The sequence below is a fragment of the Paenibacillus qinlingensis genome, from assembly GCF_031455095.1.
GTDB lineage: Bacteria > Bacillota > Bacilli > Paenibacillales > NBRC-103111 > Paenibacillus_E > Paenibacillus_E qinlingensis_A.
On the sequence record NZ_JAVDSB010000004.1, the window covers coordinates 201,120 to 214,889 of the forward strand.

The 13,770-nt window shown below is 45.5% G+C and carries 10 protein-coding genes; 4 read left to right on the forward strand and 6 right to left on the reverse strand.

Going from position 1 to position 13,770, the window contains the following annotated elements:
- Positions 1 to 27 precede the first annotated feature (27 nt).
- A complete protein-coding gene (locus tag J2736_RS14275) occupies positions 28 to 2,001 on the reverse strand; it encodes an ABC transporter substrate-binding protein (protein WP_310499268.1) in 1,974 nt (657 codons plus the stop codon).
- A gap of 557 nt (positions 2,002 to 2,558) precedes the next feature.
- On the opposite strand from J2736_RS14275, the gene J2736_RS14280 reads away from it, so the two are divergent.
- Positions 2,559 to 3,152 (forward strand): TetR/AcrR family transcriptional regulator, encoded by a 594-nt coding sequence (locus tag J2736_RS14280; RefSeq protein ID WP_310499269.1) that lies wholly within the window; start codon positions 2,559 to 2,561, stop codon positions 3,150 to 3,152.
- Here the strand turns inward: J2736_RS14280 and J2736_RS14285 are convergent.
- From J2736_RS14285 to J2736_RS14295, 3 genes are all read right to left on the reverse strand, one after another.
- Entirely contained in the window at positions 3,149 to 4,150 is a 1,002-nt protein-coding gene (locus J2736_RS14285; RefSeq protein WP_310499562.1) for a DJ-1/PfpI family protein, read from the reverse strand. The genes J2736_RS14280 and J2736_RS14285 overlap by 4 nt on opposite strands.
- The gene (locus tag J2736_RS14290; protein ID WP_310499270.1) at positions 4,147 to 4,752 is read right to left on the reverse strand and encodes a DUF2306 domain-containing protein; all 606 of its coding nucleotides are present in this window, start codon (positions 4,750 to 4,752) and stop codon (positions 4,147 to 4,149) included. The genes J2736_RS14285 and J2736_RS14290 overlap by 4 nt, the downstream gene beginning before the upstream one ends.
- A gap of 239 nt (positions 4,753 to 4,991) precedes the next feature.
- Positions 4,992 to 5,291, reverse strand: a complete 300-nt coding sequence (locus tag J2736_RS14295) for an RNA polymerase alpha subunit C-terminal domain-containing protein (RefSeq protein ID WP_310499271.1) — start codon at positions 5,289 to 5,291, stop codon at positions 4,992 to 4,994.
- Positions 5,292 to 5,513: 222 nt separating this feature from the next.
- Between J2736_RS14295 and J2736_RS14300 the strand changes: the two genes are divergently transcribed.
- Positions 5,514 to 5,822, forward strand: a complete 309-nt coding sequence (locus tag J2736_RS14300) for a hypothetical protein (protein WP_310499272.1) — start codon at positions 5,514 to 5,516, stop codon at positions 5,820 to 5,822.
- Positions 5,823 to 6,216: 394 nt separating this feature from the next.
- Here J2736_RS14300 and J2736_RS14305 read toward each other — a convergent pair whose 3' ends face one another.
- Entirely contained in the window at positions 6,217 to 9,150 is a 2,934-nt protein-coding gene (locus tag J2736_RS14305) for a family 78 glycoside hydrolase catalytic domain (protein WP_310499273.1), read from the reverse strand.
- Between the two features lie 129 nt (positions 9,151 to 9,279).
- Positions 9,280 to 10,116, reverse strand: a complete 837-nt coding sequence (locus tag J2736_RS14310; RefSeq protein WP_310499274.1) for an AraC family transcriptional regulator — start codon at positions 10,114 to 10,116, stop codon at positions 9,280 to 9,282.
- A gap of 149 nt (positions 10,117 to 10,265) precedes the next feature.
- Between J2736_RS14310 and J2736_RS14315 the strand changes: the two genes are divergently transcribed.
- Together J2736_RS14315 and J2736_RS14320 are read left to right on the forward strand one after the other, a co-directional pair.
- Positions 10,266 to 11,399, forward strand: coding sequence for a glycoside hydrolase family 88/105 protein (locus J2736_RS14315; protein WP_310499275.1), 1,134 nt, complete (start codon positions 10,266 to 10,268; stop codon positions 11,397 to 11,399).
- Positions 11,400 to 11,495: 96 nt separating this feature from the next.
- The gene (locus J2736_RS14320) at positions 11,496 to 13,646 is read left to right on the forward strand and encodes a 5'-nucleotidase C-terminal domain-containing protein (RefSeq protein WP_310499276.1); all 2,151 of its coding nucleotides are present in this window, start codon (positions 11,496 to 11,498) and stop codon (positions 13,644 to 13,646) included.
- Positions 13,647 to 13,770 lie beyond the last annotated feature (124 nt).

The following is a 13,770-nucleotide window of genomic DNA, read 5'->3' on the forward strand; positions in this document are numbered from 1 at the left end:
TTTCCCCTGTATGTCGCTAACAACGACCTATTGTTTGATAAAGAATTGGGCTGGATGTCCATGACCTAAGCTGCGGAATTCATCAGCGAAAATTAAATTCTTAGGCACGTTACCCATCTTGTTGGATGCAACAATCAGATTTGGTGTTGGACCCGTATAACCAATTAACCATTGATTCTTTTGATTGAGTTTAATGATTTCATTACTCCACTTCGTAATATCTTCCTTCGTTGTCGATGATTTAACTTTATTCCAGTAATCCATAACTAACGCGATGTCACCTTCCGGTTTAACTCCCTCTTTACCATTAGAGGACGTATACAAGCCATAATTGCCAAGCCATGGTGTCAATACGCGCAGCGGTACAAGTGTATCCGGTCTGAAAGCCACATTGACAAGGGAAATATTTTCTGTCGTTGCTGCAATCTTATTTGCGTATTTGAGATCATTATGCGTGCCGGCATCTACAACTTTGATGTCTACTTTTATTCCCACTTTTTCATAATATTTTTTTACTAATTCCAAGAAAGTTGCCGTATTGGTCGTGTTCTCAGTAATCGTAATGGTTAGATCAGAACCGTCAGCATTTAAACGGAAGTTATTTTTATCACGTTTGGTCAGACCAAGTTCATCTAGCAGTTGATTAGCACGCGCTTGATCAAATTTACTCCACTGATCGGCCCAGCCTTTTTGGTAGCCCACCAAACCTTCTGGAACGGAAGCTTGTTGAGGTACGCCTAATCCGTTCGTAACAATTTCCGAAATTTCTTTGCGGTCGACCGCAACAGAAACAGCTTCTCTAAATTTAATATCTTGGAAGAGTTTACGCAGATTAGGATCAGCAATGGTTTGATTGAATTGAAGCCCTGTACTTGACCAAGCTGCTGTCGTCCAAGCCAATACACTGAAGTTTGCTTTTTTCTCATTTTCTTTTAATACGGTGAAATCTTTAAAATCAAATCCAAGCAAATTATAATCGCCAGCTAAAGCGCCAAGCACTCTTTGTGCTGGATCCTGAACTTTGGTAGCCACGATACGGTCCATATAAGGCAGTTGATTTCCTGCGCTGTCCACTTTCCAATAGTAAGGATTGCGCTCCATAATGAATTGATCACTATTCGGATCGTTTTTAGCTACCCAAGGTCTTAAAGTTGGGATTTGCGGGTTAACCCAGTAGTAATAGCCTGTTGCGACCAAGAAAGATTTGACATCTGCAAAGCCCCATTGCTTCGCAATTTCGAGCGCCTTTGCTTCGCCTACAAACTCAGGCAATATCGTTTTTTGGAAATGTGCCGGTGCGAAGAACCATTTATTATCGATAGCAACACGCTCCAAGAATTGAACGCTTGGATACTTATGCGTTACTTTAAAGGTGTAGTCATCCACTTTAGTCACTGTAGCTAGAGCCTTTTCTCCCGATACAGGGTCGACGGAGTAATAAGCATCATAAATTTTCTTCCCGAAAGTCTCTTTCGTGAGCATGTGCTCCCAGTAGAAGAGGACATCATCCGCTGTAAAAGGTACACCGTCCGACCATTTCATGCCTTTTCTCAAATGGATAATGAATTCCGTTGAGGTTTTGTTGACCTCATAACTTTTGGCAACGTTAGGCTCAACCTCACTTCCATCCTTATTAAAACGAAATAACGACTCCTCCGTAGGTTGACCAACAGCCCAGCGATCATTAGGTCCACCCCATGGCATTTTCCAGTCGCCGCCGTATTTGCCGATCTCATCTGTTACTTTTTCGACCATAATTTCGTCTTTTGCTGGAATCCGTTCCGCCACAGGTTTAATCGTTCCTGCCGTTACAAGCTTATTCAACATTGGGGCTTCTTTGTATGTCTCTATCTTGGCAGGCGGCGCTGATGCTACTGGACCTGTTGTTTCTTTCACGACTGCTGAACTTGCTTTTGGAGCCTCACTTTCACTCTCACATGCCACAAAAACGACTGCAAAAATCAACATCATCATTGCAAGAAGCCATCTGTTTTTTTGCAAGCTTATCCCCTCCATGGTTTAAAAGTAATATACGGGTACTTCAATATTCCTTAGCTCTTAACTGGATATTGTTTCCCTTCACCTCCAAGGCAAAATAACTTTAAACCGGTTTAATAGGGGTGCTTACATGTCCAAGCTGTATGTGGTTAAACCGTTTTAATCTTGTTTGTAAGCGCTTCATTAAATACGTGTAACATTGCTCAGCAAACTGCCTTCACTCAGACAAACTACCTAAGAAGTCTCCGCGAAACTAGAAATCGAGAAGTCGAGAAGTCGTGAAATACGAGAGATCGAGAAATCAAGAGATATTCGGCAACCAATTCACTCTCGGCGCTTCGGTATTAAACCGGTTTAATGATGGTGTTATGTAAGCGTTTGCTTTCCGATATTTGTATCTTACATCGGATTCGAATCCTTTGCAATCATTATTTTGGAAAAATGTGGGGTGACTTGTTAATGGATTTATTTCCGCCGATGGTGCACCCTCTGGGGCAGTGAACGGGGTTATATTGTGTTATAATTGAGGGACAATCGTTGTTCAGAGAGGAATTCGTATTATGCGCAAAGGTGAACAAACGAAACTCCGAATTATTGAGAAATCGGCTGTTCTATTTAATGATAAAGGGTACACAGGCACGACAATGCAGGATATCATGGCCGCAACTGGTTTAACCAAGGGAGCGATCTATCGCAACTTCACCAGCAAAGAGGAGATTGCGCTAGAAGCTTTTCAATACGCTGGGCACGTACTCTGGGAGCACTTCTCAGCCGCTATCGAGCTTCAGGACACAGCAACCGGCAAAATTGTAGCCATGTGCGAGGTGTACCGTGACACCGTCCATAACCCGCCTCTCCAAGGTGGATGCCCTTTTTTAAATACAGCGATTGAAAGTGATCACTCCTTCCCCGTCCTTCGGGACCCTGCTGTGGGTGCTTACACGCACATGTTGGGATTCATCCAATCCTTACTGGCTCAAGGGGTACGTACAGGCGAATTTCAAACGGAGATGGTCCTGGAATCGGTTGCTTCTTTTATATTTTCCACAATTGAAGGCGGCATAATGGCCAGCAGGCTAACGCAGGACAACCGTCACGTTGCTTATGCCACACAACATATTGAACGGCTGCTCATGACCTACAAGGCTCATTAGCAGCGTCGTCCTGCAACCTTCGAGGCAGGCAGCATGCCTGCTTTAGCTGTTCCACGCATAGTGTCACCTTGCACGGTTACTTCAAACTTCAAATTCAATCTCATCGGCTTCTTCACCTTCTGCGTCCAAGTCAATCGATGACCATCCCAAGTTGGATTGAGGAATTCGGCAACTTCATCACCTTGCGTTGCTGTGCCACTAACAAATCCATCTTTCAATGAAATATGAAACAAAACAGACATTTTGCCTATTGGTGTTGCAATCTCCGATTGCCATGTGCCGTTTATTTCTGAATCTTCGTGCGACGCCTCTTCGAAATCTTGGGAAACAACTTCCGAACTCGAAGTGAAGTTAATGGGTACCCTGCCTTGTGCTCGCCACACCGTCCCTCTGCGTTCGTACTCAAACAACTTCTCCACGGCAGATGCAATTTGAGGTCCGAGTTCACGCTCCACCAAGTACAACGCTACATCAAGCCCTGATGTCACACCACCTCCGCTTACCAATCGGTGTCCATCCTCGACAACTCTTGCTGCAATGGGTATTGCACCTGTGGCTCCTAACGCAGCCATACCCAAATGATTCGTAACCGCATAGCGATCTTCCAACAAGCCCCCCATAGCAAGCACCAACGAACCCCCGCATACCGTCGCCACCGTAATCTTCTCATTCTCCAAAGCAAGTTTCATTAATGGGGTTAAATTCGACTCCATGGCTAACTTTAGAATGTTCGGAACAGCATCATCCGAATCTCCTTCTGGCTTGCCTGATCCGCCAGGAACAAGAATAATACCCGATCTGGTCGGATCTAAGGCAGCTTCAGCTTCAATCGCTGGTCCTTTCATACCGCTCGGTACCGATCGTTTCCCTTCCGCAGATACGAGCTCCACGGTTATGTCTCCCCCAGCATACATCGCGGCGGCAGCGAATACTTCATAAGGGGCTATGGCATCCATCAAATCGAATCCATCAAATAGTACCACTTGAATATGCATCAGAATGCCTCCTTTCTAAAAACGATGCGAATGACTAGCTCAGCGGCCAGCATGAGACATAAGATCGATCCGTACACCGAAATCGTATAACTGGTGATATACGCAAGTCCGAATCCCTGATGGAGCAGCCATGTTAAGGCATGAATCGTGAGATTAGTAAAAACAAAAGCATAACTTCGCGTCATCCACTTGCGATGTTGATTCACTTGTTTCTTCCTAATCTTTACAATGGCGATAATCGTCATGACCAACCACACAATATTCATCAAGTTAAATCCCATGCTGCTTGCCTTCCCGCCAGTCGCATATGGCGCCATGTAACCGGAAGTGAGATCAACAATAAGTACCGATACCAAGTAAAAATAACCATTTACTCGATGAAACTTGCGGTGTCTCTTCATGATCGAAGATGAGAAATTAACAGCCCCCGCAATCATAGCCGTACATGCAAAAATAATATGGACATTCATCACCTTTAGCCAGACTGCCGTATTTAGAGCTCGTTTAAGCGCAGTTTTATGGCTAAGAAAGTTGCTTGCTTGCGGATCATGAATAAAGTTGGCGTACAAAACGTACACAATGAATAGCACGGACACGGTCACCATGAGAACGTAAGCTTTTTTAGTTAGAATCTTCTTTCCCCCCTTTTGCGATTAATAAAAAAACCGAACCGTACGGTCTTTTTTTATTATATATCAAAACCAAGTATCTCCCCTATTTAATTGTTACAAAATCAGGAAGAAACTAACCATGACCACCGCCATAAAAAAAAGCATAAAAGCGGCCTCCGCTCATCGTAGGGCCGCCAATGTATTTTGACCAAAAAGAAAAGCGTAAGCGTTCTTCAATCCACGCTTTTGAAAGATAACCCGTTCGCCTGCAAGGCAGCTCGAAGTTTGGGTAATGAACCTGGCCCCATGCCGTGATATTGTAGAATCTCCGCTTCGCTGTAGCCTGATAGCTGTTGCACAGTTGTAATACCATTGTTCTCCAATGCTCGTCTGGCAGGTGCTGAGAGTGTGGAAAGAAAACCAGATTCCGGCTTGAGCTCTTGTTCGCAAGTCGGACAAGTTGGACAGTCAGTAGTTTTATAGTATTTATGTCCCTTATTGCAAATTCTTACTGTTTTCTTTGAGGTAGTCAATCGTCGAGCTCCTTCCCCTATGTAAACAATGATGAAAGCAGAATACCTGCCTTTTGTAACTATTCTACCATAATCGAACCGCGGTCATCCTCCCTAAGCATTAGGCGAATTTATACTAATTTCTCTTGTAGTCATACGTGGAAAAGTATACACTTTTCTATGGATGATAGTTTTCCTTGGTGCTAGATAAATTGAAAGAGACTATGGGGAGGCAACATAACGATGGCACATACAGCCGAAATTGAAAGAGTAAAAACTTTGCTTCGCCATGCCCAGCAACTAGCTGGCGCTAACAACCAAGCAGATGAAAGAATTAAAAGCTTGAGCAGCCGATTAGAATCGCTTCAACAACTTGCAGGTGTGAATGCCGCTGCGAGTGAGACTTCAAGCGACAGCGTTACGGAAGAAGCGAGTGAAGAAGTCAAGGAAACTAGCGAGGTTAATGAAGAGACCAGTGAAGTGAATGACCAAGCGAATGATGAAGTTGCTGCAGCCGAAGAAGATCCCGCTCCCGCGTCACCAAATGAGTAGCTAATCGTTATGAATGCCATTGTATAGGTTGGCCTTTAGTAGATTCTTCTACTTCGGGTCAACCTTATTTTATTAGAAATAGAAGAAGCAGCTCCTTCGCTCCTTGCTCATCCCCTAACTCGAATTTTGAGACTGTCGATTAAATATTTCAGGGGTGCAAAATTTAGCTGTAGAGTAGAGAAACGTTCTGTCAGGTCATTCTAAATCGATTTTATATTTTTTGCTTTGAGCCCATTCATAAAAATCGATTGTAGGACAAACGCTTGAGAATTAATCGACAGTCTCATTTTTCGAGTTACGTGTGAGCAAATGCGACGACGCTACCTACAGTAGCGTCGAGTTCAAAAAAACGACTATTAATTCAGTATCGAATTAATAGTCGTCTTCTAAGTTACTATTCCAAGAGTTGGCTTACTCGTCGGATACTAACCGCACACGATTCTGGAACACGAATATCCAGCTCGGCATGCTCAGGCGCTGTAACAATAAGCGAAACCATCTGCCCATTGTCGGCTTTCCATGTAACATCTATGCACCCGCCTTGTGGCAGCGGTACCGTTCCTTTAGCCCAACTTAAATCGCCGATGTTGGGTTCAATGATTACCTTTGTCCAGCCCGGTGCAGCTGGGCGCACTCCTAACACATAAGCTCCCAAGAAATACCCTGGAGCAGCGGACCATGCGTGGCAATGGCTGCGGGTCAAGTCATTGGCATTCGCACGGTTCATCGTCGTGTGTCCATACATTTCCCAGCACGTCGTGGCATCGTTATCGAGCATAAAGCCGAAATTTTCTCGCATGTCGTCGAGCATCCACTGTACGTGGCCAGATTTCATCAACGTTTCGTAATAAAAGAAAGACATAAACGGACTGCCAATCGGCACGAATCCTTCTGGTGTTGCAGTCAAGTATTCGCTCAATAAAGCAGCACGATCCCCTTCCGCAACTCCCACGAGCAGCGCCATTACTTGTGTCTGCATGCTAAAAATGCTCGAGCGTCGACCTCCCCGATGAATACAGTCGAGATATGCGCCCCTTTCCTCACTCCAGAGATGGCGATTGATCGCTGTTTTCAAGCGCACCGCCATTTCGATACACACGGCACCCTTTAGAGGCATTCCTGCAAGCTCTGCAATAGCGGCCGTCTCTTGCAATGCCTTCACTAGCATCAAATTCTGATGTGTGACAATGCCATCATTAGGTTGATCCATCGGCGCCCAATCGAGTAGGTTCCAGCCCTTCATATCCAATAAATCATCCGTATTCAGTCGTTCCAGATACGCTTCTAAAGTCAGCAACATCTTGGGTAACATATCCGCTGCAAAAACACGATTTCCTGTATGCTCCGCATATTCGCGGCAAGCCACGATCCAGAAAAACGTCCAGTTCGGAATAACACTCGTCCATGCGCTAGGTACCTGGTCGCCATACAATGGCGTCTGAAACTCGGAGCCAGGAACTAGCCGAAGGCATCGCTCTACAATCTCTGTTCCGCCAAACGTATAATAATTGACGAGCGCTTCGTTGCGACTGTCTCCTACCCAGAAGGCCTGCTCGTAAGCCGGGCAGTCGACAAAAGTATCCTCCATACAGAGCTTCGTCGTGTGCTTGGAAATATCCCAAATCTGATTGAGCTTATAATCGGAGCTCTTGAAAGCACCGATCTCGGGAGCTGGGTAATTGCTCTGAACGAACCGGACATCACGAATCAACACCGGTTTCGTCGCGCCACGCACGGTGACAATCAGATATCTAAACCCTCGGCGAACCGGGGATTCGTAACGTTGCGTACCTTCGCGGGTCACATACCGCAGTGTATTATCCAACCCGAACGTATGCTGAACGTATGTGTCCTTCCTATATTCGATGCCGTACCAATCGATGATGACTCCCGCTTCGGCTTCTAGTTCAAATTCGAGAAACCCACTCCACTCCTTGCCGAAATCGAGTATAAACTCGGTGTCTCCACCCTCGAACACAGGCACCACACCCGGGTCTGTGGAAGCGATCGCAAGGCGTTGTAGACTAGCTGGAACAGAGAACACCTCTGATTCACGCTTGGCGAACTGCGGCATGAAGGCATCCTCTCCATTTGCTAAGCTATGAGGAACACCTTCAACTGGGTAACCCGCAGCAAGCACATCTGACAAGCTCGTCAACGGATCGATGCTTTCTGCGAAGCGGACTTTCTCAGCTTCCCACGAGGCAAATAGATCATCCTGATCGATATAATCAATACTTGTGTAGGTAAAAGAGGGACCAATGCGAACGAACGGAGACATCGGCTCGCCGTCCTCTTCAGCCCCAAAAGGCGATCTCCACGTAATCCCTGTATCCCCATCAACGCCAATTCGGTTACTTTGACCATGTTCAGGGCCATATACGGTGTACAGCAAGAGATGGTCACCTGCTGGCAATTGAGCACGAATATGCTTAAGCGGCGCCTCTACTTCCAGCTCCGCTGCCGTATAAAGCCTATCTCCTAATCGAACGACGTCGAGACCGCTGACGTGGAGTGTGATCTTCACTTCCGTTTCCGCTTCCAAGCGGAGAATGGTTGCAAAAGCTCCACAGAAGAAGATACGGTTGGCATTTTCTTCACCAGGCGCCTTCATCAAATGATACGTATCGATAAAAGCCGTAAGTTGATAAGGGACCACTCTAGCTAATGAGATCACGCGCGTAGGCAGAACCGGCTCCTCCGTCAGGTACGGAATATCCCTCGGCACTAGCCGCACCCAAGGCTCCACACCTGCTGGCCCAATGACGGTAGCTTGCTCCCATTGTTCATCGGAATAAGCCGACAATGTCCAGTCTTCCGCCAGCTTTCTGCCATCGATGCGTTCTGCGAAAGCTAACTGACAGGACATGCGGGAGATGGCCGGGTCCTGTCCGGCATGTACAGATGTTCGCCAATCGGTGCCTGTGTGCACAAGTGTCATTTCGTTATTGCCCACGAACGCATCTAATTGTGCAAGCAATCCGCCACGTTCTCGTAAATATTGAAAATTGGAGACGCCAAAATGCATCACTCCCACGGCAATTGTATTGATCTCACCACGTCGAAGAAGATGCCCTACCTCATGGGCGTCATAGAAAATATCCGTTGGAAAGTATCGAACAGGGCCTCTTCCGACCCGCTTTCCATTGATATAAGCTTCATAGCGAGAGTCCGCTGTGATCCATAAGATCGCCTTCTCCAGCATTCCCAAATCCTGCGGACAAATAAACGAAGTTCTGAACCAGCGCCATTGATTGCGTGGACTTTCCTCAGATCCTCCCCAGATCCAGTTGGCTTTCCATGGTGTGCTTTTTGCGAGTGTGGTCATCCTTGTATACCTCCTAGCTTTAATAACCTGTCATCCTCATCTTATAACAAATTAACAGCTTATTTCGGTGGTATATGCGACATAGATATAGGGCAATCATGACAAGTCGTCCTCACCAGATTACTAATCCTACTTATCCTTCCTATAAAACAACGGGGCATGTCCCGTAACTAACTTAAATACGCGTCCAAAATGCGTGACACTGCCGAAACCAACTTTCTTGGCAATCAGACTCACCTTCATCGGGGTTTGTTCCAACAGTTTTTTTGCTTCCTTAATTCTAACGCTGTTCAAATACTCGACAAAGGTAAAGCCAGTCGCTTCTTTAAAGAACCGGCTTAAATAATAGGGACTGACATAGAATTTCTCAGCCAACAGGTGCAGCGGCAGCTCCTGCATGTAATGGGTGTTCATATACCGTACAACCTCCAAAATCCGTTCGTACATGGGACTCGGAGGCTCTAGTGGTTCCAACTCATGTTGTTTAGCATGCCTACAGCAAATAATAAGAAGCTGCAGCACCAGCGTCTGCGCAAACATCTCGAAGCCAGGTTTCTTTTCTTGCATCTCCTGCATAACGGATCGTGCAAGCGACTCTATAGCAAGTTTGTCGTGCAGCGGACATTTGATAATCAGGTAGGCATGCTCAAATAAAGGCTGAAAAACGTCCCGTTTTACATCATTCACCGAGGTCATATGACTCTCATGAATATTTACAATGAGCCGCTCATGCTTGGGCATTTCTGTGTTGGTCGTCCGATGGAGAATATTGGGAGCGATGATAACGACATCCCCTTCCTCAATGATTACCGTCCTGTCCTTTATAAAAAAAGTCCGCTTGCCGGACATCAAATAGAAAATTTCATACGTGCTGTGAAAATGGTTGACCGGCATATTGTGACTTAGCGCTTTTCGATAGGAAACAGTGAAGGATCCTTCACCGTTATCAAATTGAAAATCACCCATCTTCATCTCCGCCTCTCGTCTGGTTATGCTTTTTATTATACCCCCCTGCTCATAGTCTGCAAGATATAAGAAGAAACTACTGATTTCCGCAATAAATGTACATATTCCTCTGCTAAGATAGCTATATAAACGAAGGAGGAATGAATCCAATGCAGGCTTCAGAACCTAATATCCATAACCTTACTACCAATCAAGAAGCACTACCCCCTATTCAGTGGGCAGAGGCGGCTTGCCAAGCTTTAATGGCCAAATTTGAACCCGAACAGCTTCCCCCTGACCGGTTTCACTATCATCAAGGCGTCTTTCTTTCCGGTATGGAAAAATGCTGGCGGGAGACGAACGACGATACCTACTATACGTATATCAAACGATGGGTAGATAGTCAGATTCTCGCTGACGGCAGTATCAAAAAATACAACCCGGATGAACTTGATGATATTCAGCCTGGTGTACTGCTCTTTAATCTGCTTGAGCAAACAGGTGATGAACGATATAAAAAAGCCTTATATACGCTGGTTCCTCTTTTAAAATCATGGAAAACCAACCCTTCTGGCGGCTTCTGGCATAAGGAACGTTATCCGAATCAAATGTGGCTAGACGGATTATATATGGCTGGACCGATCGCGACCCAGTTCGGTAAAACCTTCGGCGAAGCCGACTATTTTGACATGATGACCTATCAAGCTATTCTAATGGAAAAACACACCAAGGACCCTAACACCGGCTTGCTTTACCATGGTTGGGATGAAACCAAAAAAGCGGTATGGGCTGCCCCCGAGACTGGCCTAGCTCCGGAATTCTGGGGACGCGCAATCGGCTGGTACCCTGTCGCCTTATTGGAGATGTTCGAATACCTTCCTGCGGACCACAAAGATAAAGCTAAACTGACGAGCATTCTCCAAGATTTGCTCATCTCTTTACTCCCTTATCAAGATGAAGCCACTGGCTTATGGTATCAGGTTGTGGACAAAGGGGACGCCCCGGATAATTGGCTGGAAAGCTCCTGTACAGCTTTGTATGTGCATGCCATTGCCAAAGCTGTGCGATTCGGTTATTTGGATTCGAAGTATTTGACCTATGCTTGGAAAGGGTATCAAGGCGTTATTGATACACTGAAGTTCGATGAGAACGGTCACGTGGTCATTGGAAACATTTGTATTGGCACCGGGATCGGGGACTACGCTCACTACATCGCCCGTCCTACGAGCGAGAACGATTTGCATGGCGCTGGTGCATTTATTCTGATGTGTGTGGAAATGAGTTTAGCGAAGGAAAATAGTTAATAATTTCTTCACTTCTCAAAATCTAGCATTCCCTATATACTAATAGATGGGTTATTAACCAACGTTCTATTAAATTGTAGGAGGAATTTTTAACACATGAAAAAAACATTCACTACTCGCCTAACAGCGCTCGCACTTGTAACCGTTCTCACTAGTTCTTTTGCTAGCTCTCTAGCATTTGCTGAAACAGCAACCCCATCTTCATCCGTTACAATGAAATCAGATATGCGTCTTGCCATTGATAACGGTGTTGTGGAGGGCTACGGAGATACCGACTATCGTGGTGCAAACGCCGCTACTCGCGCTGAAGTGATTACGATGATTAACCGCGCTGCGAAGCTGCAAAGCACAGATCCTAGTTCGGTTGCGTTCACGGACCTTGCGACTTGGCAGAAACAAGCGGTTGCTAATGCCGTTGCAGCCAAACTCATTAGCGGCTTTGCGGATGGTACATTTCATCCAAATGCTGCCGTGACTCGTCAAGAGCTTGCTGAGTTAATCGTGAAAGTCGTAACTGGCGGACAATTGCCTCAAGTGAACGAGAATGTGTTGAATTATTTCAAAGACGCTGCCTCTATCTCGAAAGACTCTCGACCTTATGTCGCTTATGCCGTCATTAGCGGAATTTTCACGCCTACGCTCGATGGAAACTTTAATCCGACTGCTGAAGTAACGCGTGATGAAGTAGCTAAGGCGCTTAAACCTATTTTATTTAAAGTGGTTGATATTCTAACAACGAATGATATTCATGGTAAAATCGAAGTCGGCTTTGATAAAAAGCGTAATCAAGGTCAAGGCGGCATCGAAACATTTGGCGGTATCGTGTCCGATTTCCGTGCTGTGAATCCAAAAGGGACAGTCGTTGTTGACGGCGGTGACGCTTGGCAAGGTACTTTGATTTCCAATACAACGAATGGTCAATCCGTCATGGATACGATGGCGCAAGTGGAGTATGATGCTGCGGCTATTGGAAATCATGAGTTCGATTTTGGCCGTGATGTGCTAATCGACAATATTAAGAAAGCCAAGTTCCCTATTCTCGGAGCTAATATTATCGATGATCAAACAGGTAAACGCGTTGACTGGACACAGCCCTATGTCATTGTTGAAAAAGATGGCCTGAAAATCGGCATCATCGGCTTCGCAACGCCTCAAACGACGACAACGACGAAATCGACTAACATTAAAGGTCTTTCCTTTGTAAATCCAGTTCCTTTGGCAAAAGAATTATCGGATGAGCTTCGCGCGAAAGGCGTCGATATCATCATGGTTACCTCCCACCTGCCAGGTGAGCAGAACCAGAAGTCCGCTGAAATCATTAGTGAACTTGCGGATCTAGCAAAAGGGACAGGGAATGGCACCTTAGATGCAATTGTTGGTGGTCATTCGCACATGCGCGTTGCTGGTATTGTTAATGGCATTCCTGTTGTTGAAGCTCAAAGCTGGCTATATGCGGTTGGGCACATTCAACTGTTTGTGGACAAAACGACCAAGCAAGTCGTTTCCTCTAATGCAAGTTTGCTAGAAACATACACCAATTTAACGACAGCTGACCCGGAAATTCACCAAACAGTTGAAGATTATAAAGCCAAAATATCAGGGAAATCCGGCGAAGTAGAAGTCGTAGTGGCAGAGCCGCTAAATCGGAAGTCTTTCCGTTTTGGAGTTAATGGCGGGGCTGACCGCGACGGCGCAACACAGTTAGGCAACAGCATCACGGATGCGATGCGCGCTTCTGAGAAATCCGATATTGCTTTCACGAACATTGGCGGTATTCGTACGGATATTGATAAAGGTGAGCTGACTTACAGCGAAATGTTTGAAGTACTCCCTTTTGGCAATTACAACGTAACGGGTACAATGACTGCTGCGCAAATTAAAAAAGCACTCGAAGTTACCGACAAGTATACAAGTCTTCCAGCGATTCAATTCGCAGGGTTGAAGGTAGAATGGGATAACACGAAGCCTCTCGGTGAAAAATATTCCAAAATCACTTTGACAGATGGCACTCCGATCTATGTCGATGGTAAGTTTAATACAGACCGTACATTTAAAGTGACAACCAATGATTTCATGGCTACTGGCAGTGGAGATGGCTTTACGGTATTTGGTGAAGTGAAGGATTGGAAAGATGGCGCCATCATGCTCGACGCATGGGTGAATCACGTCAATTCCTTAAAAGCCGCTGGTAAAGAGTTATCGGTACAAGATGATGGTCGCGATGTTCGTTTGGACTTGAAAAAATAAGCTATTATTCAATCATTAAATTCATGAAATAAGACCTTTCTTCCACATCCAACTATGGATAGGGGGAAAGGTTTTTTTTGACACTCAGCGCAAATCCATTATTTCTTGTGTGTTGGGCGTTTAT